Source organism: Burkholderia sp. MSMB617WGS (assembly GCF_001532025.2).
Taxonomy (GTDB): domain Bacteria; phylum Pseudomonadota; class Gammaproteobacteria; order Burkholderiales; family Burkholderiaceae; genus Burkholderia; species Burkholderia savannae.
Map to the genome: position 1 here is coordinate 2,246,397 of NZ_CP013457.1, position 22,128 is coordinate 2,268,524.

19 protein-coding genes are annotated in these 22,128 nt (G+C 68.8%); all 19 read right to left on the reverse strand.

Features of this window, described 5'->3' with window-relative positions; genetic code table 11:
• Nucleotides 1-14: 14 nt before the first annotated feature.
• Nucleotides 15-1,043, reverse strand: coding sequence for a TadG family pilus assembly protein (locus WT60_RS11020; protein ID WP_060356019.1), 1,029 nt, complete (start codon nt 1,041-1,043; stop codon nt 15-17).
• Nucleotides 1,036-1,464 (reverse strand): TadE/TadG family type IV pilus assembly protein, encoded by a 429-nt coding sequence (locus WT60_RS11025; protein WP_038743091.1) that lies wholly within the window; start codon nt 1,462-1,464, stop codon nt 1,036-1,038. Before WT60_RS11025 ends, WT60_RS11020 begins: the two co-directional genes overlap by 8 nt.
• Nucleotides 1,461-2,555 carry a tetratricopeptide repeat protein gene (locus WT60_RS11030; RefSeq protein ID WP_060356018.1) on the reverse strand — a complete coding sequence of 365 codons (1,095 nt, stop codon included), beginning with the start codon at nt 2,553-2,555 and terminating at the stop codon, nt 1,461-1,463. Before WT60_RS11030 ends, WT60_RS11025 begins: the two co-directional genes overlap by 4 nt.
• The gene (locus WT60_RS11035) at nt 2,552-3,499 is read right to left on the reverse strand and encodes a type II secretion system F family protein (RefSeq protein WP_038743093.1); all 948 of its coding nucleotides are present in this window, start codon (nt 3,497-3,499) and stop codon (nt 2,552-2,554) included. Before WT60_RS11035 ends, WT60_RS11030 begins: the two co-directional genes overlap by 4 nt.
• Nucleotides 3,496-4,482, reverse strand: a complete 987-nt coding sequence (locus tag WT60_RS11040; RefSeq protein ID WP_060356017.1) for a type II secretion system F family protein — start codon at nt 4,480-4,482, stop codon at nt 3,496-3,498. Before WT60_RS11040 ends, WT60_RS11035 begins: the two co-directional genes overlap by 4 nt.
• Complete coding sequence (locus tag WT60_RS11045; RefSeq protein ID WP_060356064.1) at nt 4,479-6,053, reverse strand: CpaF family protein; 1,575 nt, start codon at nt 6,051-6,053, stop codon at nt 4,479-4,481. Before WT60_RS11045 ends, WT60_RS11040 begins: the two co-directional genes overlap by 4 nt.
• Complete coding sequence (locus WT60_RS11050) at nt 6,053-7,288, reverse strand: AAA family ATPase (RefSeq protein WP_038743095.1); 1,236 nt, start codon at nt 7,286-7,288, stop codon at nt 6,053-6,055. Before WT60_RS11050 ends, WT60_RS11045 begins: the two co-directional genes overlap by 1 nt.
• Nucleotides 7,289-7,298: 10 nt before the next feature.
• Nucleotides 7,299-7,745: a CpaD family pilus assembly lipoprotein gene (locus WT60_RS11055; RefSeq protein ID WP_059575074.1), complete on the reverse strand. Its 447-nt coding sequence runs from the start codon at nt 7,743-7,745 to the stop codon at nt 7,299-7,301.
• Between the two features lie 32 nt (nt 7,746-7,777).
• Entirely contained in the window at nt 7,778-9,235 is a 1,458-nt protein-coding gene (locus WT60_RS11060) for a type II and III secretion system protein family protein (protein ID WP_038743097.1), read from the reverse strand.
• Nucleotides 9,236-9,266: 31 nt separating this feature from the next.
• Nucleotides 9,267-10,307, reverse strand: a complete 1,041-nt coding sequence (gene cpaB, locus WT60_RS11065) for a Flp pilus assembly protein CpaB (RefSeq protein WP_060356063.1) — start codon at nt 10,305-10,307, stop codon at nt 9,267-9,269.
• 12 nt (nt 10,308-10,319) lie between these two features.
• Nucleotides 10,320-10,799 carry a prepilin peptidase gene (locus tag WT60_RS11070; protein WP_060356015.1) on the reverse strand — a complete coding sequence of 160 codons (480 nt, stop codon included), beginning with the start codon at nt 10,797-10,799 and terminating at the stop codon, nt 10,320-10,322.
• Nucleotides 10,800-10,863: 64 nt separating this feature from the next.
• Complete coding sequence (locus WT60_RS11075; protein WP_038743100.1) at nt 10,864-11,055, reverse strand: Flp family type IVb pilin; 192 nt, start codon at nt 11,053-11,055, stop codon at nt 10,864-10,866.
• A gap of 481 nt (nt 11,056-11,536) precedes the next feature.
• Nucleotides 11,537-12,478 carry an ABC transporter permease gene (locus WT60_RS11080; protein ID WP_060356014.1) on the reverse strand — a complete coding sequence of 314 codons (942 nt, stop codon included), beginning with the start codon at nt 12,476-12,478 and terminating at the stop codon, nt 11,537-11,539.
• Nucleotides 12,475-13,308 (reverse strand): ABC transporter ATP-binding protein, encoded by an 834-nt coding sequence (locus WT60_RS11085; protein ID WP_038743102.1) that lies wholly within the window; start codon nt 13,306-13,308, stop codon nt 12,475-12,477. The genes WT60_RS11080 and WT60_RS11085 overlap by 4 nt, the downstream gene beginning before the upstream one ends.
• 236 nt (nt 13,309-13,544) lie before the next feature.
• Nucleotides 13,545-14,576: an ABC transporter substrate-binding protein gene (locus WT60_RS11095; RefSeq protein ID WP_059647894.1), complete on the reverse strand. Its 1,032-nt coding sequence runs from the start codon at nt 14,574-14,576 to the stop codon at nt 13,545-13,547.
• 270 nt (nt 14,577-14,846) lie between these two features.
• Complete coding sequence (locus tag WT60_RS11100) at nt 14,847-16,151, reverse strand: MFS family transporter (RefSeq protein ID WP_038743104.1); 1,305 nt, start codon at nt 16,149-16,151, stop codon at nt 14,847-14,849.
• A gap of 324 nt (nt 16,152-16,475) precedes the next feature.
• Nucleotides 16,476-18,155: a SpoVR family protein gene (locus WT60_RS11105; protein ID WP_060356013.1), complete on the reverse strand. Its 1,680-nt coding sequence runs from the start codon at nt 18,153-18,155 to the stop codon at nt 16,476-16,478.
• Entirely contained in the window at nt 18,155-19,420 is a 1,266-nt protein-coding gene (locus tag WT60_RS11110) for a YeaH/YhbH family protein (protein ID WP_038743106.1), read from the reverse strand. Before WT60_RS11110 ends, WT60_RS11105 begins: the two co-directional genes overlap by 1 nt.
• 123 nt (nt 19,421-19,543) lie before the next feature.
• Nucleotides 19,544-21,466, reverse strand: coding sequence for a PrkA family serine protein kinase (locus WT60_RS11115; protein ID WP_038743107.1), 1,923 nt, complete (start codon nt 21,464-21,466; stop codon nt 19,544-19,546).
• Nucleotides 21,467-22,128 lie beyond the last annotated feature (662 nt).

Genomic DNA, 22,128 nt, shown 5'->3' on the forward strand with positions numbered 1-22,128 from the left:
GGCCCGCGCCGCGCTCAATACGCGAGACGCGGCGCGACGTACGCGCCGTACGCGGGCCCGACGCCGCCCGCGCTCGCCGGAATCCGGTAGCTGCCGACGAAGTGGCCGGTCACCGCCTTGATGTTCGCGCCGTCCGACGCGTCGATGTGGAACGCGGCGAACGCGACGACGGGCACGTAAGTCTTGCTGCTGATCTGCGTGGCCACCGGCACGACGACCGTCGCGCCGACCGGCACGTCGTAATAGAGCGCGGTCTTCACGCCGGGCTCGATCCAGATGGCGTCGCCGATCGAAAGCGGCGTCGGATTGCCGTTCGCCATCAGTGCGCGAACGGTCGGCACGTCGTTCGCGTTGACGAGAAACGACGTCCACTGCCCGGCATAGCAGGTGCCGCCGTATGTCTGGCCGTTGCCGACCTGGAACTCGTACGGCGCGCCCGTCGTCGGATCGACGCTCGGCGCGCCCGTCTGCGCGTTCCAGTACTGATCGAGCACGCACCGGTCGATGACCATCGGAAAGAGTCCGCCCGCGCCGACCGTCGACGGCGCTGCGGCGACCGCGACCGCCGTCGCCGCGGCGGGCGTGCCGACGAGGCCGAGGAAGCCACCCATCAGCAGCGCGAGCGGCCCGCCGTTCTGGTCCGCCGCGCGCGTGACGGTCGTCTGCACGGCCGGCGCGTCGTACGCGCCGGGCACGAGCGTCGTGGGCTCGAGGCCGGCGGGCGTGCCCGTCAGGTTCCAGTAGCCCGTCTGCACGACGCCGACCGACAGCGTCGCGCCGTCGGCGGCGTTCAGCGGCAGCGCCGCGCTCGCCGCGCTCGCGGCGGCGGCCCATGCGGGCGCGCCCGGGCTCGACGAGAGCGACGCGGCGCCGGCGAGCGCGGCCGCGTCCGCCGCGTTCTGCAGTTCGTTGCGCGCGGCGGCGACGCGCGGCAAGTCGATCGCGAACGCGCCGAAGAGCAGCAGCACCGGCAGGAACAGCAGGAACCACAGCACGACGGAACCGCGCTCGCGGCGGCGCGCGGCGGCGCGACGCTCATTCATAGTTCATCACCGTCACGGCCGTCAGCGTGATCGGGCCCGTCAGCGAGCTCAGCGCCGAGCCGAGCACGAGGCCCTGATACGTGTAGCTCACGGTCACTTTCAGCGGGCTGCCGGGCGACGTGCCGGCCGACTGGTCGACGGCGACGACGGGCGCGCCGACCGTGCCGCCGCTCACGAGACTGCCTTGCGCGTACGACAGCGCGACGTTCTCGATGTCGGCCGCGGCCAGCTGCGGCACGCGCACGACGACGCCCGCGCGCGCGGCCTCGCGGCTCGCGTTGGTGATCACCGCCTTGTCGCAGAGAAGCAGGCTCGTGTCGACGATGCCGAACAGCACGAGCATCATGAACGGAAACGCCAGCACGAATTCGAGCGACACCACGCCGCGCTCGTCGTGCGCGAGGCGGGCCACGCGTGTCATTTGACGGCCTCCGCGCGAACGGACGCGCGCCCGGCGTCGGCGACTGCGTCGGCAGCCGCGCCGTTTGCGCGGGCGCCGCCGGTCGCCCGCGCAGCGGCGGTCGCGCCGGCTTCGCCGGTCGCCGCTGTCGCCGCCGCGTCTGTGCCTGCCCCTGTAGCCCCCGTAGCCCCGGTCGTCGCGGCTGCCGCGCGCCGCTCGCGCACGTTGCGATAGAAGCGCAAGTTGTCCTCCGCCGACGCCGCCGGCAAATCGTGAACGAGAATGCGCTTCGCGGCCGCGTCGTTGCCGAGCATCCCGTACGCGAGTGCGAGATCCTCGCGCGCCTGCGCGGGCGCGTTCGGCAGCCCCGCGACGTCGAGCAGCACGTTCGCGCCTTCGCGCGCGCGATTCGCGAGCACGAGCGACAGGCCGAGATCGGTCCTGAGCGCCTGCGCGTCCGGATGGCGCGCGAGCGTCGCGCGATAGACGCGCTGCGCGTCGTCGTGCCGCCCCTGCAGATCCAGCACCGTGCCGAGGCCGGCGGCTGCCGCGATGTTCTCCGGATGCGCGCCGTGGAGCTTCGCGTAGCGCGCGAGCGCGTCGTCGAGACGGCGCTCGCGCAGCGCGACGCGCGCCAAGCCGAGCTGCGCGCGCGGATCGTCCGGCGCGGCTGCGGCGGCACCCGCGTACAGCACGCCGGCGCGCGCGAAGTCGCCCGTCTGGTACATCGCGTCGCCGAGCCCGACCTGCGCGGGCAGCGAACGCGGGTCGGCCTTCAGCGCGCGCTCGAAGAGCGTCGCCGCGAGCTCCGTGTTGCCGGCCGCGAGCGCGCTCTCGGCGACCGTCAGATCGCTGTCGCCGAGCGTGCCGCGCTGCGACATCAGCGGCCGCGGCTGTAACGCGCCATGGCTCGCGCAGCCCGCGAGCAGCGCCGCGCAAAAGAGCACGAGCGGCATCGCGCGGCGGATGCGGCCCGCGCGCCCCACGTGCGCGCCGCGCCCCTTAGTCCCCTCAGGCCCCTCAAGCTCCCCACGCTTTCCGTGCCGTCCGCGCCCGATGCGCGGCGCCGTGCATGCGCGATCGCATGCGTCGTCGAAATGTCGCTCGTTCATTTGTGGAACACCGCTATCAGTCGAATCACCGCCGGCCCCGCCGCGATCAATGCGACGGTCGGCATCACGAACAGCATCATCGGCAGCGTCATCTTCGGCGCGAGCTTCGCCGCCTTTTCCTCGAGCGCGATCATCTGCATCGCGCGCTCCGTGCGCGACAGCATCCGCAGCGACTGCGTGATCGGCGTGCCGTACTGCTGCGACTGCACGAGCGTCGTCACGAGCGCGCGCATCGACGGCAGGCCGATCCGCGCGGCCATCGCGTTGAGCGCGAACGCCGCGTCGCCGCCGATCTGCAGCTCGTCCGCGCAAACCGAGAATTCGTCGGCGAGCGGCGGGCAGATCGCCTTCAGCTCGGATGCGACGCGCCGCACCGCGACCGCGAGGCTGTTGCCCGCGTTCGTGCAGATCACGAGCAGATCGAGCGCGTCGGGCAGATACGCGGCGATCGTCTTCTGGCGGCGCGCAACCGCGAAGCCGAGCGCATGCTCGGGCAGCATCATGCCGATCACGAACGCGCCCGCCATCATCAGCGCGCGCAGCACGAAGTAGTCGCCGACGCGCGGCACGTGCGCGCCGACGACGAGCGCGGCGAGCCCCGCGCTCGCGCCGACGACGAGCTTGAGCCCCGCCATCACCGACACCGCGCGGCGTTCGCGAAACCCCGCGTTCGCGAGCCGCGCGGCGAGCTTCATCCGCTGCGTCGCATCGACGACGGGCACGCGCTCGCCGAGCGACGCGACCCGTTGCGCGACGCGCCGCGGCACGCTGCGCGCGCCGTCGCCGGCGCTCGCGTAGACGGCCGACGCGCGCGCGGCGCTCGAGCGCGCGCGCTGCGCGACGCGCCTGCGCATCGCGACGTCGCGCGCGAGCAGCCACGCGAGCAGCGCCGCGGCGGCGGCGAGCGCAACGAGGACGGCGATCGACAGCGCGGCGGGGTTCATCGCGACGTATCCAGGTTGGCGATCTTGCGAATCATCGCGAGACCGATCGTGAGCAGCACGGCGGCGAGGATCAGCATCTTGTGCCCCGCGCGCGTGTCGAACAGCAATGCGACGTACGGCCGATTGACGACGAACAGGAACGCGGCGATCGCGAACGGCACGGCCGCGATGATCTTGCTCGCGATGCGCCCTTCCGCCGTCAGCGCGCGCGTCTTCATCCGGATGTCGCGGCGCGTGCGGATGATGCCGGACAGGTTCTCGAGCGTCTCCGTCAGGTTGCCGCCCGTCTCGCGCTGCAGCACGAGGCACACGCCGAAGAACGAAAAGTCGGCGAGCTGCAGGCGCTCGGCCTGCCGCTCGAGCACATCCTTCAGATCCGCGCCGACGTGCAGCGCATCGCCCATCGCGCGGAACGTCGCGCGCACGGGCTCCTCGCTTTCGCGGCCCGCGGTGCCGATCGCCTGCGCGACCGGAATGCCCGCGCGCACCGCGCGGATGATGAGATCGAGCGTGTCCGGAAACACCGCGAGGAAACGCTGCTTGAAGCGCGCGATCAGGATTCGGTAGACGGCGCGCGCCGCGCCGGCCGCGAGCGACGCCGCGATCGCGACGCGCAGCCACGGCGCGGCGCCCGCGAGCGACGCGCCGATGAAGCCGGCGAGCGCCGCGAGCGCGGCCGCGATCGCGATCGCGCGCATGCCGCCGCTGCCCGCCGCGGTGCGCACGCGCTCGCCGCGCGCGCGCAGCCACGCGCGCAACACGCCGTCATCGCCGTCGCCGTGGGTGCGGGTGAACAGCTGCAAGCCGACGCGCGCCGCCTGCGCGGGCCGCGCCGCTGCGCGCGGATCGCGCAGCGCGTCGACGCGCGAGCGCACGCGCGCGGCGGGCCGCCGGCGCGCGAGATCGCCCAGCGCGCGCGCGATGAAGCCCGCGACGACGATCGCGAAGAACGCGCCGACGGCGACGACGTCCGCCGCGCTCACGGCTGCAACGCGCCGAGCAGCGCGCCCTCGAGCCCGTAATACGCGGCGCGCTGCGCGAACGCCGGACGCAGCGACGACGATTCGAACATGCCGTGCACCTGCTCCTGGAACGCGCTCGCGTCGTAGCGGAACGCGAACAGATCCTGCGTGATCACGACGTCGCCCTCCATCCCGGCGATCTCGGTCACGCGCGTGACGCGCCGCACGCCATCGCGCATCCGCTCGATCTGCAGGATCATGTGCACCGCGCTCGCGATCTGGCGGCGGATCGACATGAGCGGCAGGTTGCCGTTGGCCATCATCACCATGCTTTCGAGGCGCGTGATCGCGTCGCGCGGCGTGTTCGCGTGGATCGTCGTCATCGAGCCGTCGTGGCCCGTGTTCATCGCCTGCAGCACGTCGAACGCCTCGGGGCCGCGCGTCTCGCCGAGGATGATCCGGTCGGGGCGCATGCGCAGCGCGTTGCGCACGAGATCGCGCTGCGACACGCCGCCCAGCCCCTCGCTGTTTTCCGGGCGGGTCTCGAGGCTCACCACGTGCGGCTGCTGCAACTGCAGCTCGGCCGCGTCCTCGATCGTCACGATGCGCTCGTGCGAATCGATGAAGTGCGACAGCGCGTTGAGCAGCGTCGTCTTGCCCGAGCCCGTGCCGCCCGAGATCACGATGTTGAGGCGGCACGCGCTCGCGATCTTCAGCACCTCGACCATCGGCTGCGACAGGTTGCCCTGCTGCGCCATCCGCGCGAGCGTGATGTTGCGCTTCGCGAACTTGCGGATCGAGATCGACGCGCCGCGAATCGCGATCGGCGGCAGCACGACGTTCACGCGGCTGCCGTCCGCGAGCCGCGCGTCGACCATCGGGCTGCTCTCGTCGACGCGCCGCCCGACCGCCGCGGCGATGCGCTGCGCGACGTTGATCACGTGTGCGTTGTCGCGAAACTTGAGCGGCGTGAGCTCGAGCTTGCCCGCGCGCTCGACGTACACCTGATCGGGCCCGTTCACGAGAATGTCGGTCACGCGCTCGTCCGCGAGGAGCGGCTCGATCGGGCCGACGCCGAACATGTCGTTGAGGATCTCGTCGACGATGAGCGCCTGCTCGGCGAGCGTCACGGTGAGGCGCTCGCGCGCGATCACGTCGGCGGCCGTCTGCTCGATGCCTTCGCGCACCTCCGCGCGCGACATCATCAGCGCGGCCGACATGTTCATCGACGAGAACACGACCGCGCGGATCGTCTTGAACGTCTCCGAGCGGATCAGCGCCTCGTGGCGGTCTTGCGCGTGATCGTCGTGATCGTCGTGATCGTCGTGATGGTCGCGATGGTCGACATTGCCGGCATTGCCGCGATCGTCACGCGGCGCAGGCGGGGCCGCGGGCGGCGCGCCGCTTCCCTGCCGCGCGTCGGCGGGCGAATTCGCGCGCGGCGCGCGGGCCTCGTCTTGCGCGTGCGACCGGCCGCCGGCGTCGGCCGTCGTCGCGTCGGCGCAGGCGCCGGGCGCGGCGGCGTCCGCGAACTCGCGCGCGTCGCGGCTCGCGCCGGGAACGAACGAAGACGAAACGCGCCGGCCGAACATCACCGCCTCCCGCGCGCGCCGGCGAGCCGCGCGTACCACGGCCGGCGTTCGGCGGGCGCCGCATCCGCGCCCGTCAGCCCTTGCGCGAGCGCGACGATGCCGGCCGCGAACGCACCGCCGCGCGCCGCGTCGAGCGCCGCGCCGAGGTTCTCCGCGACGGCGAGCGTCTGCGGCTCGTACGGCAGCTCGAGCATCGACGCGCGCCCGACCGCGCGCGCGAAATCGGCCGCCTCGACGCGGCCGCGCACCGGTTGCTGCGCGTTGTTGAGAATCAGCGACGCGTGCGCGCCGCCGTCGCGGGCCTCCGCATGGCGCAACAGCCGGGCCGCCTCGCGCGCCGCATGCACCGAGCGGTCGGCGACGATGTAGACGTTCGCGCACGCGGCGAGCGCGTCGTCGACGAGCCGCCCCGCGCGTTCCGGCAGGTCGAGCAGCACGTAATGGAACTGATGCCTGAGCGCGCCGACGAGCCCCGCGATCGCGCCCGCGCGCAGCGGCGGCTCGCTGTCGTACGGCAGCTCGGCCGACAGCACGAACAGCCGGTCGCTCTGCGCGACCATCGCCTGGTTGATCAGTTGCGCATCGAGCCGCTGCGGATTCTGCAGCAGCTCGACGAGCCCCTGGTTGCTGACGACGCCGAACATCGAGCACGCCGCGCCGCCGTGGCAGTCGAGATCGACGTACGCGACGCGCCGGCGCGTGCGCTCCGCGAGATGGCGCGCGAGCGAGACCGCGATGCTCGTCACGCCGACGCCGCCGCGCGCGCCGACGAAGCCGATCGCCTTGCCCGTGCGCGCGGCCGCGCCCGGATCGGCCGCGCTCAGCGCGCGATGCACGAGCTCGACGGTCAGCGGCTTGACGAGATAGTCGCGCACGCCGACGCGCAGCATGTTGCGGAACAGGCCGACGTCGTTGTGCTCGCCGACCACGATCACGTTCACCGACGGATCGCAGACATCGGCGAGCCGCGCGAGATCGGACAGCGGCATCGCCGCGCCCGACACGTCGACGATCAGGTGCTGCGGCCCGTGCGCGAGATCGCGCATCAGCGCGATCGCGTCGTCGATCGAACCGCGCGCGACGTGCGCGCCCGCCATCGCCTGATCGACGATCAGATTGCGGATCACTTCGTCGCTTGCCGGGTCGGCGACGATCGCGATCAGGCGCGCGCCGCTCGCCGCCGCGCGCAGGTCTTTCGCGCGCGACGCGCCGCTCATCAGGTCGAATGCGCCCATCTCGCCTCCGTCAATGCGTGACGGCGGTGGTCGTCGACGTCGCGTTGAGCGGCGTCGTCCGGCCTTCGTCGTAGCGGCGCACCGCGCTCGCGCCGAGCGCCGCGTCCGCGCCCGCGTAAGGCAGCGGCGCGACGAGATCGGCGGGGCGCGCGAGCATCGCCGCGAGGTTGCCGTAGGTCGCGCAGCCGAAGCTCACGCCGGGCCGCGCGCCGCCCGCGTCGATCATCTGCGAGCGCTGCTCGAGCGCCGCGCAGTCGGGCGCGCGCGCGAGCCCGGTGCGCGCGTCGTAGCCGATCGCCGACGCGTCCGGCATCCCGTACGGCGGATGGCCGGACATGCAGCCGGCGAGCGCCGCGAGCGCCGCCGCCGCGCACGCCGCCGCCGCTCGGCGAGCGCGGTGCGCGCCGTGTGCGCCGTGCGCGCGGCGGCGCGGCTTGGGTTCCGATCGAATCGCCATCGAATGCCTCCGTGAAACGCTGTCTTGCGGCGTCAGTAGACGAATCCCGCCGGTCCCGCGAGCCGCGGCGCGTCGCCGCCGAGCGGATCGATGCCGAGCGAGCGTTGCAGCACGAACTCGATATCGCTGCTCGGCCGCGTGACATCGTCGAGCGCGTCGCGCAGCTCGCCCGGATTCGCGGGCTGCACGATGTACGGCGTAACGATCACGACCACTTCCGTCTTGTCGTTCAGATAATTGCGCGACGAGAACAGCTTGCCGAGCACCGGCAGCCGCGAGAGCCCCGGCAGCTCGGCGAGCACGTCGCTGCTCTTGCTCTGCAGCAGCCCGCCGATTGCGAAGCTCTGCCCGCTCGACAGCTCGACCGTCGTGTCGACGCGCCGCACCGTGAGCGCCGGCACCTTGACGCTGCCCGTCGTCACGCTGTTGGTCGGATCGATTTCGCTCACTTCCGGGCGCACCTTGAGGCTGATCCGGTTGTCGGCGAGCACGGTCGGCGTGAAGTCGAGCGACACGCCGTAAGGCTTGAACTGGATCGTGATCGCGCCCGTCGTGTCCTGCGCGACCGGAACCGGGAACTCGCCGCCCGCGAGAAAGCTCGCGGTCTGGCCGGAGATCGCGGTCAGGTTCGGCTCGGCGAGCATCGTGATGAGGCCCTCCTGGTCGAGCGCGTCGAGCACGCCGTCGATCGAGTAGCGCGACGTGTGAAAGCCGCCCAGCACCGAGAACGCGCCCGACGGCGACAGATCGAACGCCTTCGACGTCGTGTCGAACAGCGTGCGGCCGTTGAACAGCCCGCCGACGAAATTGCCGCTCGAGCCGAGCGCGCTCCAGTTGATGCCGAGCTGCTGCGTGACGTTGCGGTCGACCTCGGTGATCCGCACGCGCAGATGCACCTGAATCGGCCTCTCGAGCGCCAGCCGGTTCACGAGCGATTCCTGCTGGCGCAGATAAGGCTTGAGCGTCTCCACCACGGCGTCCGCGTCGGATGCGCTCGGCACGCGGCCGCTCACCATCAGCGAGCCCGGCGCGCCCGCGAGCGTCAGATGCAGTTGCGGGAAGCGCGCGTCGAGGATGCGCTGCAGCGACGGCGTGTCGACGTCGACGACGACGGTCTCGCGCAGGATCGTCCGGTTGTTCGCGCCGAGCGCGAAGAGCGTCGTCGTGCCGGCCTTCTTGCCGAGCACGAACACGGCCTGCGACGTCGGCACGTGCACGTCGGCGACGTCCGGGTCCGCGACGAACACCGCAACCGCGGGCTCCGGCAGCTTCACCATCTCGCCGCCGCCCGCGGGCACGGCGAGCACGCGCGCGGGCTCGGCCGCGCGCGCGGGCCGAAGCGCGGCGCTCGTGCAGAGCGCCGCGGCGAGCCATAACAGCGCGGCGGCCGCATTGCGTCGTCGCGCGTGCGTGCGCGTTCGCGCACGCAGCGCGTGCGGCGCCGCCGAAGCCGTTTGCCGCACGCCGATCGCGTCGATCACACTCATCATTTCGATTCGCCCTCCTGATCGATCGACACTTTCATGCCGCCGGACGCGCGCCGCCCGACGGGCTCGCCGCGCCCGGCAGCGGCGGCAGCGTCGGGATCGGCGGTGTGCCGCTCGGCAGCGGCGCGCCCGCGCCGGCGTTCGCCGCGTCGCCCTGCTTCGAGCCGCGATAGACGAGCACCTGCCGCTCGCCCCCCGCATGCGCGGCGCCGATGCGGCGCGGCAGCGCGGGCGTCGCGGCGGGCGGCTCGGCGCGCAGCGCACGCGACACGTCGCCCGCCCACACGGGCGGCGCGGGCAGCTCGGGCGACGGCGCGGCGCCCGCGCCGCGATCGGCCGTCGCGAAGCTGCGCAACGCGAGCGACAGCGCCCCCAGATGCGCGCCGACCGCGACCACCTGCGCATCGTGCGAGCTCACCTCGAACGTCACCGTGCGCGCACGCGTGTTCGGCTGCGCGGCGTCGTCCTTCGGACGCTGGAACGCGGAGCCCACCGCGAGCACGCGCACGCGCGCGACGATCGTCTCCGACTCGACCGCGCGCTCCGGGGCGACGCTCGCGCCGCCCGGCGCGGCGAGCTGCTGCGTGAGCAGCACGTCGACGTAGTCGCCCGGTTGAATGAGGCCCGCATTGCCCGACACGTCGTCGATCGCGACCGAGATCGCACGCATGCCGGGCTTGAGCGCGGCCGCGAGAAACCCGGGCGCGCTCGGCGAAATCACGTCGGCGGGGCCGAGTGGCGCACCCGCGCGCGCCGGATGGCGCAGCAGATCGCCCTTCAGATCGCCCGCCGCCGCCGCGCTCGCATCGGCGGCCGCGCTCGCACCGTTGCCGCGCGCATCGCCGTCGATCAGCGCGCCGGCGGGCGCCTCGCCGCGGGCCATCGTCTTCCAGCCGAGATCGGCGTCGCGCAGCAGCAGGCCGGCCGGGAGATCGGCGGCCGCAACGCGCACGCGCACCTGTTGCGGCGGCGCGGCCGGGCGCGGCCGGGACGCCGCGACATACAACGCGCGAAACAGGAACGCGCCGACCACGGCGACGAGAAACAGGCCGGCGAGCTTGAGGAAATGGGACATGTCGGCCACCTGTCATCCGGCGCATGCGGGCAGCCGGCATGCGGCGGGCGCCCACACGGCGACAAGACCGCCCGCCGCGAGCGCGACGCCGTACGGAACGCCGCGCGCCGGCGCGAACCACGCGAGCCGATGCGGCGCGCGCGCAGCCGCGACGCACACCGCGCCGACGGCGAGACCGCCCGTGCCGATCGCGAACGCGACCGGGCATGCGTAAGCGGGGCCCGCCCAGAGAAACACCGCGGCCGCCAGCTTGACGTCGCCTCCGGCGATCCAGCCGAGGCGAAACATCAATGCGCCCAGCACGAAAGCGAGCGCGCCGAGCGCCGCATGCGCGGCGAAGCCGCCGTCGCCCGGCACGCCCGCGAGCGCTTGCGCGCAATACAGCGCGCCGACGAGCGCGACCGCGCACGTGGCGAGCCGCCGCGTGCGCAGATCGGCGAGCGCGAGCGACGCGAGCGTCCAACTGGCGACGAGCTTGAGCGGGAGAATCATCGGCGTTCGTGTAATCGGGGAAAGTCGGCCGGCTGCGCCGCAGCGGCGGCGCCGGCCGTTCGTCTCAATGGCCGTTGGTCTGTACGCTCGTCACCTTGGTGATCATGTTCTGAAACAGTTCCGGCAGACCGGAACCGCCGCCGAAAATGGCGCCTGCCGCAGCGACTGCCACAACCACGATGCCGGCCAGCACCGAATATTCGAGTGCGCTGACCCCGCGCTCGTCGCGCAAGAGCGATTGGATGAAACGCAGCATGAGAGTCTCCTGAAAGAACGGCGGTGGGATCTGTGCGCCGTGGGTACGGCGCCGGAAAGAGACACTTTCCACGTTGCATAACGGGCACAACGCAAACGTTCCGCAGTGGGGCAAACCCTCATTCGCACAATTTACTTTGGAATCCGATGCAAGCTTCGAAGGCAATGCGAAATGCAAACGTCAGCTTTCGACGCTGCTCAATCGAATGAAGAAATGCGGAGCGAGCCGCGAATGAAGGGCTGCGGACGATTCGGCATACGAAACGAACGACGGGACGAGGCCGGCCGCATGGCGGCGGCATCGATCCGGAATGAACGACGGGACTTGGCCGATAGCGCGATAGCGCGGTGGCGCGGTGGCGCGGTGGCGCGGTGGCAAGATAGCGCGATGAGCTGCGCACGCACGCGCAGCGCGGACAAACGTGCAGACTTTCGTCCGCCCCGGTCACGTCCGTCGCTTGCGCCGCTTTCGCGATGACGCGCTACTGCGCGTGAACGCCCCAGCGCCTGACGGTCGCGCGCTCGAGTGCATCGAACACGCCATGCTCGACGACGAGCCCGATCACGATCACCGCGGCGAGCCCGGCGAACACGCGATCGGTATAGAGCTCGTTGCGGTTCTGGAAGATGTACCAGCCGAGCCCGCCGCCGCCCGCGCTCGCGCCGAACACGAGCTCGGCCGCGATCAGCGTGCGCCACGCGAACGCCCAGCCGACCCGCAGCCCCGCGAGAATCGACGGCAGCGCGGCCGGAATCAGGATCGCGACCACGTGGCGCACGCCCGTCAGCCCGTAGTTGCGGCCGACCATCCTGAGCGTCACGGGCACCGCCTGAAAACCCGCGAACGTGTTCAGCGCGAGCGGCCAAAGCACCGCATGCACGAGCACGAACAGCAGGCTGCCCGTGCCGAGGCCGAACCACAGCAGTGCGAGCGGCAGCAACGCGATCGACGGCAGCGGATTGAACATCGCGGTCAGCATCGTCAGAAGATCACGGCCGACGCGCGTCGTCGCCGCGAGCGCGCTCAGCAAGAACGCGCTCGCGACGCCGAGCGCGTAGCCGCGCAACAGCACCGACAGCGACGCCGCGATCTTCGCCGGCAACTCGCCGTTCGCGATGCCCTGAGCAAAGGCGAGCGCGGTCGCGGTGAAGGTCGGCAGCAGCAGATCGTTGTCGATCGCGCGCGCGGCGATTTCCCATCCGGCGATCAGCACGAGCGCGATCAGCGCCTTGCGCAGCCATCCGGACTCACGCAGACGCGCAATCGTCGAACGCCGCACGAGCGGCGCGGCGACTCCACCGTTTTCGCCCGCGGCTGACGCATCGCCGGCTCGAGCGCCCGCCGCGCAGGCAACCGGCGCGAGCGCAACCTCGTACTCGTCGCGCACGGGCGGCTCGATTCGCGCATTCGTACTCGCGCTCATGCCGGCGCGCCCTGCTCGTCGAACAATAGCCGATGAATCCGGCCGGCCATTTGCTGAAAGTCCGCACATGCGACGCTGCGCTCGTCGAAACGATGGCTGTTGAGCTCCGCGCGCACGCGCCCCGGATGCGGCGACAGCAACAGGATACGATTGCCGATCACGAGCGCCTCCTCGATCGAATGCGTGACGAACAGCAGCGTGAAGCGCGCGTCGTCCCACAGCCGCAGCAGTTCGTGCTGCATGCGCCGGCGCGTGAGCGCGTCCAGCGCGGCGAACGGCTCGTCCATCAACAGCACGCGCGGCTGCATCGCGAGCGCGCGCGCGATTGCGACACGCTGCTTCATCCCGCCCGACAGCGTGTGCGGATAGGCGTCGGCGAACGCGGCGAGGCCCACCTTGTCGAGCGCCGCACGCGCGCGCTCGGCGGCCTCGCCGCGCGGCAGCTTCTTCGCGGCGCGCAGCGCAAACGCCACGTTCTCGAGCACCGTCTTCCACGGCGGCAGTTGATCGAATTCCTGGAACACGACGATCCGATCGGCGCCCGGCCCGCGCACCGGTTCGCCGGCGAGCGTGATCGTGCCTTCGGCGGGGGCGACGAAGCCCGCGATCGCCTTCAGCAACGTCGACTTGCCGCATCCGGACGGCCCCAGCAGCACGAAGCGATCCGCGCCGTAGACATCGAAGCTGACCTGCTGCGTCGCGCGCACGGCGCGCTCGCGGCTGCGATATTCGAGCGTCACGCGATCGACGGCGAGCAGCTTGCCGCTCGTCGCCTGCCCGCGCGCCGCGTCGGCCGGATTTGAAAACAGGGTTGACGGTTCTGCCGCCACGCGTCGCACTCCATCGAGTTCCCGCCGGGACGATGCAAAAAAATGCCCGCTGTGAAAGCGGGCGAGAATCCCAGTCAAGGAGGTGTCACACGAACTACGAGTTCAGATTAAGGCCCGTGGGCGCTCTCCACAACGAAGCATTTTCGATATCGATATCGCGCGCGCCGCATTGACGTTGGCGCGACGCCGCGCGCGGGCCGGGCGAGCCGCCCGGCCCGGCGCGAACGGCTCGCGCGTCAACTGCCCTGCGCGGTCGCGGGATCGTCGAAGAAATAATCGCGCCAGGTCTTCGGCTCGTTGCGGATCGCACCGACGCGATGCATGAACCGCGCGAGCGCGAACGTATTTTGCGGGGCGATCCTGAACTGCACCTGCGGATCGTTGACGATCTTCAGCAGCAGCGCACGGTCCGCCTTCGAGCCGTTCACGCGCAGATACGCGTCGACCGCGCCGTCCGGATGCGCCTGCACGTAGCGCGCCGCCTGCGAGAGCGCCGCGACGAACGCGCGGTAGGTCTTCGGATTGTCGCGGCGGAATTTCTCGGTCGCGTACAGCACCGTCGACGAACTCGGGCCGCCGAGCACGTCATACGAGCTCAGCACGACGTGCGCGTTCGGATTGCCCGCGAGCTCCAGCTCCTGGAACGGCGAATTGCCGAAATGCGCGGTGATCTCGGTGCCGCCCGCGATGATCGCGGCCGCCGCATCCGGATGCGGGACCGCCTGCGTCAGCCGGTCGAGCCGATCGTACGCGCGATCGCCCCAGCGCTGCGCGGCCGCGAACTGCAGCACGCGCGACTGCACCGACACCGTCACCGCGGGCACCGCAATGCGGTCGCGCTCGGTGAAATCGGCGATCGTCTTCACGCGCGGATTGTTGCTGACGAGGTAGTACGGCAGGTTGCCGAGCGACGCGACGCCCTTCACGTTCTGCCGGCCGCGCGTGCGGTCCCAGATCGTCAGTAGCGGCCCGACGCCCGCGCCCGCGATGTCGATCGAGCCGGACAACAGCGCATCGTTGATCGCCGCTCCGCCCGAGAGCTTCACCCAGTCGACGTCGATCGCGACGCCTTCGGCGCGCCCCGCCTGCTCGATCAGATGCTGATCGCGCGCGACGTTCAGCAGCAGATAGACGATGCCGAACTGCTCGGCGATTCGGATGCGCCCCTCGGCGCGGGCCGCGGGCGCGGCGAGAAACGATGCGGCGGCGAGCGCGGCGGCCAGCACGGCCGCGAGCGGGCGCCGCCCGAAGAACGATGCGCGTGTCATGACGACTCCATGAATTCCGTCGAGACAGCGAATCTAGGGGCGCCCGTGCGCCCGGGTCAACGAAGCAAATCCGCTACGCTTATCGGCTGCGACGATAACGGCGCGCACGCGAACGGCACGACACGCGTACAAAAACGGCGCTTCGCGATGACGCGAAACGCCGTCTTTCCCGCGCGCGACGCAGGCTGCCCGCAGGCGTCGCGCGCATTCGACATCGCTTCGCGCGGCGAGCGCCGAACCGGCCTTCGCCCGCCGCGCGGCGGCCCGCGATCAGGGCTCGTTGCGCAGATACCCTTCCCTGCTCGGATCGCGCATGCGCCACGACACGAAGAGCGAGATCGCGCAGAGCACGGTCACGTACCAGTAGAAGCTCGATTCGCTGCCGACCGACTTGAACCACAGCGCGACATACTCGGCCGAGCCGCCGAAGATCGCGTTGGCGACCGCGTACGACAGCCCGACGCCCATCGCGCGCACTTCGGGCGGGAACATCTCGGCCTTGATGAGGCCGCTGATCGACGTGTAGAAGCTGACGATCGCGAGCGCGACGACGATGAGGCCGAACGCCGCGAACGGGCTCGTCACGCCGCCCAACGCATGCATCAGCGGCACGGTGCCGATCACGGCGCCCGTGCCGAACAGGATCATCGACTTCCGGCGGCCGATCTTGTCCGACAGCGCGCCGAACACCGGCTGCATCAGCATGTAGACGAAGAGCGCGGCCGTCATCACGTTGCTCGCGGTCTTCGCATGCATGCCTGCAGTGTTGACGAGGTACTTCTGCATGTACGTCGTGAACGTGTAGAAGATCAGCGAGCCGCCGGCCGTGAAGCCGACCACCGTCAGGAACGCGCCCTTGTGCTGCCACACGCCGCGAATCGTGCCGGCGTCCTTCGCCTTGCGCGACTCGCTCGTCGACGTCTCGTCGAGCGACTTGCGCAGGTACAGCGAGATCAGCGCGGCCGCCGCGCCGACGACGAACGGAATGCGCCAGCCCCACGCCTTCAGTTCGGCGGCCGAGAGCGTCTGCTGCAGGATCACGAGCACGAGGAGCGCGCAGAGCTGGCCGCCGATCAGCGTCACGTACTGGAACGACGCGAAGAAGCCGCGGCGGCCCTTGAGCGCGACCTCGCTCATGTAAGTCGCGCTCGTGCCGTATTCGCCGCCGACCGACAGGCCCTGGAACAGCCGCGCGACGAGCAGCAGGAACGGCGCGAGCGCGCCGATCTGCGCATACGTCGGCAGCACCGCGATCACGAGCGAGCCGCCGCACATCATCAGCACCGAGATCATCATCGCTGCGCGGCGGCCGTGCTTGTCCGCGATCCGGCCGAACAGCCAGCCGCCGATCGGACGCATCAGGAAGCCCGCTGCGAACACGCCCGCCGTGTTGAGCAGCTGCGTCGTCGTGTTGCCGTTCGGAAAGAACGCCGGCGCGAAATACAGCGCGCAGAACGAGTAGATGTAGAAGTCGAACCACTCGACGAGGTTGCCCGACGATGCGCCGACGATCGCGAGCACGCGACGCCGGACGTCTTGCCGCGTGACGGCGGCGACGGCGGTCTGGTCATTCATGGATGGGTCTTTTCCTTGAAGTTCTCTGGATGGCCTGGCGGTGACGATCTGCCGCCTTCTTGTTCGACGCACGCGGTGATACCGGTTCCACCTCGGCGTGGCGGCGATTTTAGCGAAATGTAATCTATCTGGCTGCCCGGGATCGCCCCGATGTCAAAAAATAATTTCCGCTCGGCCGGCCATTCAACGAAAACGCGAGCCGGGCGGCTCGCGTTTCGTGCAAGGTGGCGCCGCGCAAGCGGCGGCCGGAGCGAGGGCCACGCCGACGATATCGCCGATATCCACCGATATCGCCGCGCGGCGCGCGACGGGCGCGCCGCGCCGTCAGATCCGGATTTCCGGCGCCGTGTAGGGGCACTCGTAGCGCTTGCGTACCGTCCCCGTCTCGTCGACGCTCTCGAGGAACACGTCGAACTGCCAGAGCCGCGCCATGTGCTTGAGCACCTCCTCGCTGTCGTTGGACAGGTGACGGTTGTCGGTCATGAAATGGCGCAGCGTGAGGCTGCGGTCGCCGCGCGTATTGACCGACCACACCTGGATGTTCGGCTCCCGATGATGGATGTCGTACTGCCGCGACAGCGCCTGCCGCACGTACTGATAGCCGGAGTCGTCATGGATCGCCGACACTTCGAGCGCATCGCGCATGTCGTCGTCGAGCACCGAGAACAGACGCATCTCGCGAATCAGATGCGGCGACAGATATTGCGCGATGAAGCTCTCGTCCTTGAAGTTGCGCATCGCATAGTGAAGCGCCGGCAGCCACGGGCTGCCCGCGAGCTCGGGAAACCACTTGTAGTCCTCCTCGGTCGGCGCCTCGCAGATCCGGCGGATGTCGCTCATCATCGAGAAGCCGAGCGCGTACGGATTGATCCCGCTGTAGTACGGCTTCATCACGGGCGGCTGGTAGATCACGTTGCTGTGCGAATGGAGGAACTCCATCATGAAGCCGTCCGCGAGCTTGCCCTGGTTGTACATCGTGTTGAGCAGCGTGTAATGCCAGAACGTCGCCCAGCCTTCGTTCATCACCTGCGTCTGCCGCTGCGGATAGAAGTACTGGCCGATCTTGCGCACGATCCGGATCACTTCGCGCTCCCACGGCTCGAGGAACGGCGCGTTCTTCTCCGCGAAGTACAGCAGGTTTTCCTGCGGCTCGGGCGGATAGCGTTCCTCCTGCTCCTCGGCGAGCTCGAGCTTTCTCGAGGGCAGCGTGCGCCACAGCTCGTTGACCTGCGACTGCAGGTACGCCTCGCGCTCGCGCCGCAGTTCGGATTCCTTCGCGAGCGACGGCTTCTGCGGACGCTTGTAGCGGTCGACGCCGTAGTTCATCAGCGCGTGGCACGAGTCGAGCAGTTCCTCGACGCGATCGAGCCCGTAGCGCTCCTCGCATTCGGCGACGTAGTTCTTCGCGTAGACGAGGTAATCGATGATCGCGTGCGCGTCGGTCCACAAGCGGAACAGGTAATTGCCCTTGAAGAACGAGTTGTGCCCGTACGCCGCGTGCGCGATGACGAGCGCCTGCATCGTCATCGTGTTCTCTTCCATCAGATACGCGATGCACGGGTTCGAATTGATGACGATCTCGTACGCGAGCCCCATCTGCCCTCGCCGGTAGCTCTTCTCGGTCGACAGGAAGTGCTTGCCGAACGACCAGTGACGGTAGTTGACGGGCATGCCGACCGACGCGTACGCGTCCATCATCTGCTCGGCGCTGATCAGCTCGAGCTGGATCGGGTAGATGTCGAGCTCGTACTGCTCCGCGACCTGCGAGATGTGGGTGTCGTACTCCTCGATCAGCTCGAAGGTCCAGTCGGACGGACACGGCAGCGGTTTGCGGTCGGCAACGTTCATACGCGCTTCCTTGAGCCCGCTTGCGGGCGCTTCTGGGTGCTGCGCCGCCGCGTCGGGCGATGCGCCGCGATCGTTCGCGGCGGGTTCCGACGCTTCGTCGCTCTTGCGGCGCGGCTCGTAGCCGCGCGCTTCGTTATGCAGGTGGCGAGTCGTCATCAGGATTCCACGTGCTTTTCAAAGAGTTCACGGAACACCGGATAAATGTCGGCAGCCGATTCCACTTTCTTCATCGCGAGATGCGGTTGCGACAGCGCCAGTTGCGCGTATTCGAGCCAGAGGTTCTGCTCTTCGGGCGTCACCTGGATGTACGCGAAATAACGCACCTTCGACAGGATGTCCTCGTCGAGGATCTTGCGACACTTCGGCGAATCGTCGGTCCAGTTGTCGCCGTCCGACGCCTGCGCGCCGTAGATGTTCCACTCGGTCGGCGAATAGCGCTCGTCCATCACCTTGCGCATCAGCTCGAGCGCGCTCGACACGACCGTGCCGCCGCTTTCGGTCGAATGGAAGAACGTGTCCTCGTCGACTTCCTCCGCGCGCGTGTGATGGCGGATGAACACCACTTCGATGCGCTCGTAGTTGCGCTTGAGGAACAGGTACAGCAGGATGAAGAAGCGCTTCGCGAGATCCTTGCGCTGCTCGTCCATCGAGCCCGACACGTCCATCAGGCAAAACATCACCGCCTGGCTCGACGGCTGCGGCATCTTCACGCGGTTCACGTAGCGCAGATCGAACGGATCGATGAACGGAATGCGCCAGATGCGGCCCTTCAGGTGATGGATCTCCTCCTCGAGCTGCGCGATCTCGACGCGATGGTCGCCCGATTCTTCCTTCAGCGCGGCGAGCTTTTCCTCGAGCTCGCGCAGTTCGTTGACGAGCGGCGAGCCGAGCGCGATGCGCCGGCCGAGCGCGCTTCGCAGCGAGCGCACGACGTCGATGTTGTTCGGCGTGCCCTCCGCCGCCCAGCCCGCGCGGACGTTCTTCCAGCTCGGTACGGTCAGCAGGTGGGTCTTGACGAGGCGCGGCAGTTCGAGATCGTCGAAGAAGTACTGCATGAATTCCTCGCGGGACAGCTCGAACACGAAGTCGTCCTGACCTTCGCCCTCGTTGCTCGCCTGGCTGCCGCCGCCTCCGGCGCCGCCCGGCGGACGCGGGATCTTGTCGCCGCGCACGTAATCGGCGTTGCCCGGGTGCACGAGCTCGCGCCGGCCGCCCGGCCCGTGCCGGAACGTCGGCTCCGCGATGTCCTTGCGGGGAATCGTGATGCTCTGCGTGCTCTGGATGTCCTTGATGCTGCGATCGCGCACCGCGTCGGACACTGCACGACGAATGTAGTTCTTGACACGGCGCAGGAAGCGCTCGCGATTGGCAATGCTCTTGTTCTTGCCGGCCAGCCTGCGGTCGATGATTTGATGAAGCACACCCAGTCTCCCGCTCGAATGTCGATACGCCGGGACGCACGCCGCGCACGCGGACTTGCCGCAATGCGGGCGACGTCTCTCAAGGTGCCCGTGCGCGGCCGCGCGGGCGTCGCGTTGCGCGCGTCATGACGACTTGCGCACGCGCAGATACCAGTCGCACAGGAGCCGAACCTGCTTCGGCGTATAGCCCTTCGCGACCATCCGGTTCACAAAGTCTTCGTGCTTGCGCTGCTCCTCCGCCGAGCCCTTCGCGTTGAACGAAATGACCGGCAACAATTCCTCCGTGTTCGAGAACATCTTCTTTTCGATCACGACGCGCAGCTTCTCGTAGCTGACCCACGCCGGGTTCTTGCCCCCGTTCGCGGCGCGCGCGCGCAACACGAAGTTCACGATCTCGTTGCGGAAATCCTTCGGATTGCTGATGCCCGCCGGCTTCTCGATCTTCTCGAGCTCGGCGTTGAGCGCCGCGCGGTCGAAGCTCTCGCCCGTGTCGTGATCGCGGAACTCCTGATCCTGTATCCAGAAATCCGCGTACGTGACGTAGCGGTCGAAGATGTTCTGGCCGTATTCCGAATACGACTCGAGATACGCGGTCTGGATCTCCTTGCCGATGAACTCCGCGTAGCGCGACGCGAGCAGATCCTTCACGAACGACAGATACTTCTGCTCGGTTTCAGGCGGGAACTGCTCGCGCTCGATCTGCTGTTCGAGCACGTACATCAGGTGCACCGGGTTCGCCGCGACTTCGGTCGAATCGAAGTTGAACACGCGCGACAGGATCTTGAACGCGAAGCGCGTGGACACGCCCGTCATCCCTTCGTCGACGCCCGCGTAGTCGCGATACTCCTGATAGGACTTCGCCTTCGGATCGGTGTCCTTCAGATTCTCGCCGTCGTACACCTGCATCTTCGAAAAGAGACTCGAATTCTCCGGCTCGTGCAAACGCGTGAGCACCGAGAGCTGCGCCATCATCTTCAGCGTGCCGGGCGCACACACGGCCTCGGCGAGCGACGAGTTGCGGATCAGCTTCTCGTAGATCTTGATTTCCTCGGACACGCGCAGGCAGTACGGCACCTTGACGACGAAGATCCGGTCGAGCAACGCCTCGTTGTTGCGGTTGTTGCGGAACGCCTTCCATTCGGATTCGTTCGAATGCGCGAGGATGATGCCGTCGAACGGGATCGCGCCGAATCCTTCGGTGCCCTTGAAGTTGCCTTCCTGCGTGGCGGTCAGGAGCGGATGCAGCACCTTGATCGGCGCCTTGAACATTTCGACGAACTCGAGAAGGCCCTGGTTCGCGAGGCACAGGCCGCCCGAATAACTGTACGCGTCGGCATCGTCCTGCGCGTATTGCTCGAGCTTGCGGATGTCGACCTTGCCGACGAGCGACGAGATGTCCTGATTGTTCTCGTCGCCGGGCTCGGTCTTCGCGATGCCGATCTGCCGCAGGATCGAAGGATAGCGGCGCACGACGCGGAAGCGCCGGATGTCGCCGTTGTACTCGTGCAGGCGCTTGACCGCCCACGGACTCAGGATGCTCTTCAGATAGCGGCGCGGTATGCCGTATTGCTCTTCGAGGATCGGACCGTCTTCGTCGTAGTCGAACAGGCCGAGCGGCGATTCGTTGACGGGCGAGCCCTTGAGCGCGTAGAACGGCACGCGCTCCATCAGTTGCTTCAGGCGCTCGGCGATCGACGACTTGCCGCCGCCCACCGGTCCGAGCAGGTAGAGGATCTGCTTCTTCTCCTCGAGCCCCTGCGCCGCGTGGCGGAAATAGGCGACCACCTGCTCGATCACCTCTTCCATCCCGTAAAACTCGCGGAACGCAGGGTACACCTTGATGACCTTGTTCGCGAAAATCCGCGACAGGCGCGGATCGTTGCGAGTGTCGATCTGTTCCGGCTCCCCGATGGCCGCCAGCATGCGTTCGCCGGCCGTGGCGTACGCCGATGGATCGTTCTTGCAGAGCGCGAGATACTCCTCTAGCGAGAACTCTTCTTCTCGCGTTTTTTCGAAGCGGTTCGCGAAGCTGCTATAAATATCCATGCTACCTCCTCGCCTGAGTCTGAAGACGATCTTGCCTTCGTATAGATCGTGTCGAAGCAGGACCGTTCGATTTCATCCTAAACCCATTTACTTTTTTTTTCACGAACTACTTCAACGGCCCCGTTGCAGTTCTCTGCATTGCGGAAAACGCTGCTTGGAAAGCACTTTCTGCTGCTCTAGAATGGTTCTCCCGCTTCGCGCCAACGCTGCATCGGCGCTCTCCATTCAGGCAGCGGATCGTCTCCTCCGTTGACGTTCCCGCACTCGCCGAACCACCTTCCCGCTTCTTTCCCTATACGCGCGACGCGTCGTCTGCGACGACATCGCAAACGCGCCGTTACAATTTTTTTGCGTTGCGCGCAACGGCGCGATGCCCCTGACGGCGATGAGGGCGATTGCTTGCGGCGCACGCGCGGCGGAAACGCGCGGCGCGCCGGCCGAAACGGCTCCCGAGCGCGCGCGACGAGTGCGTGTCGGTTACATGTACGTGCCCGCTCGGGCACGTTCGCGGCGGAGGCAACGGCAATGCGGCCGCAGGGGATGTTTCCGTTCGGGATCTGTCCATATTCAGGACGTGCCTGTCTAGGCATATGCCCGTCTGTCCAGGACGTGCGTGCCCAGCACGCGCCTGTTCCATGACGTGCCCGCCCAGGGTGCGCCCG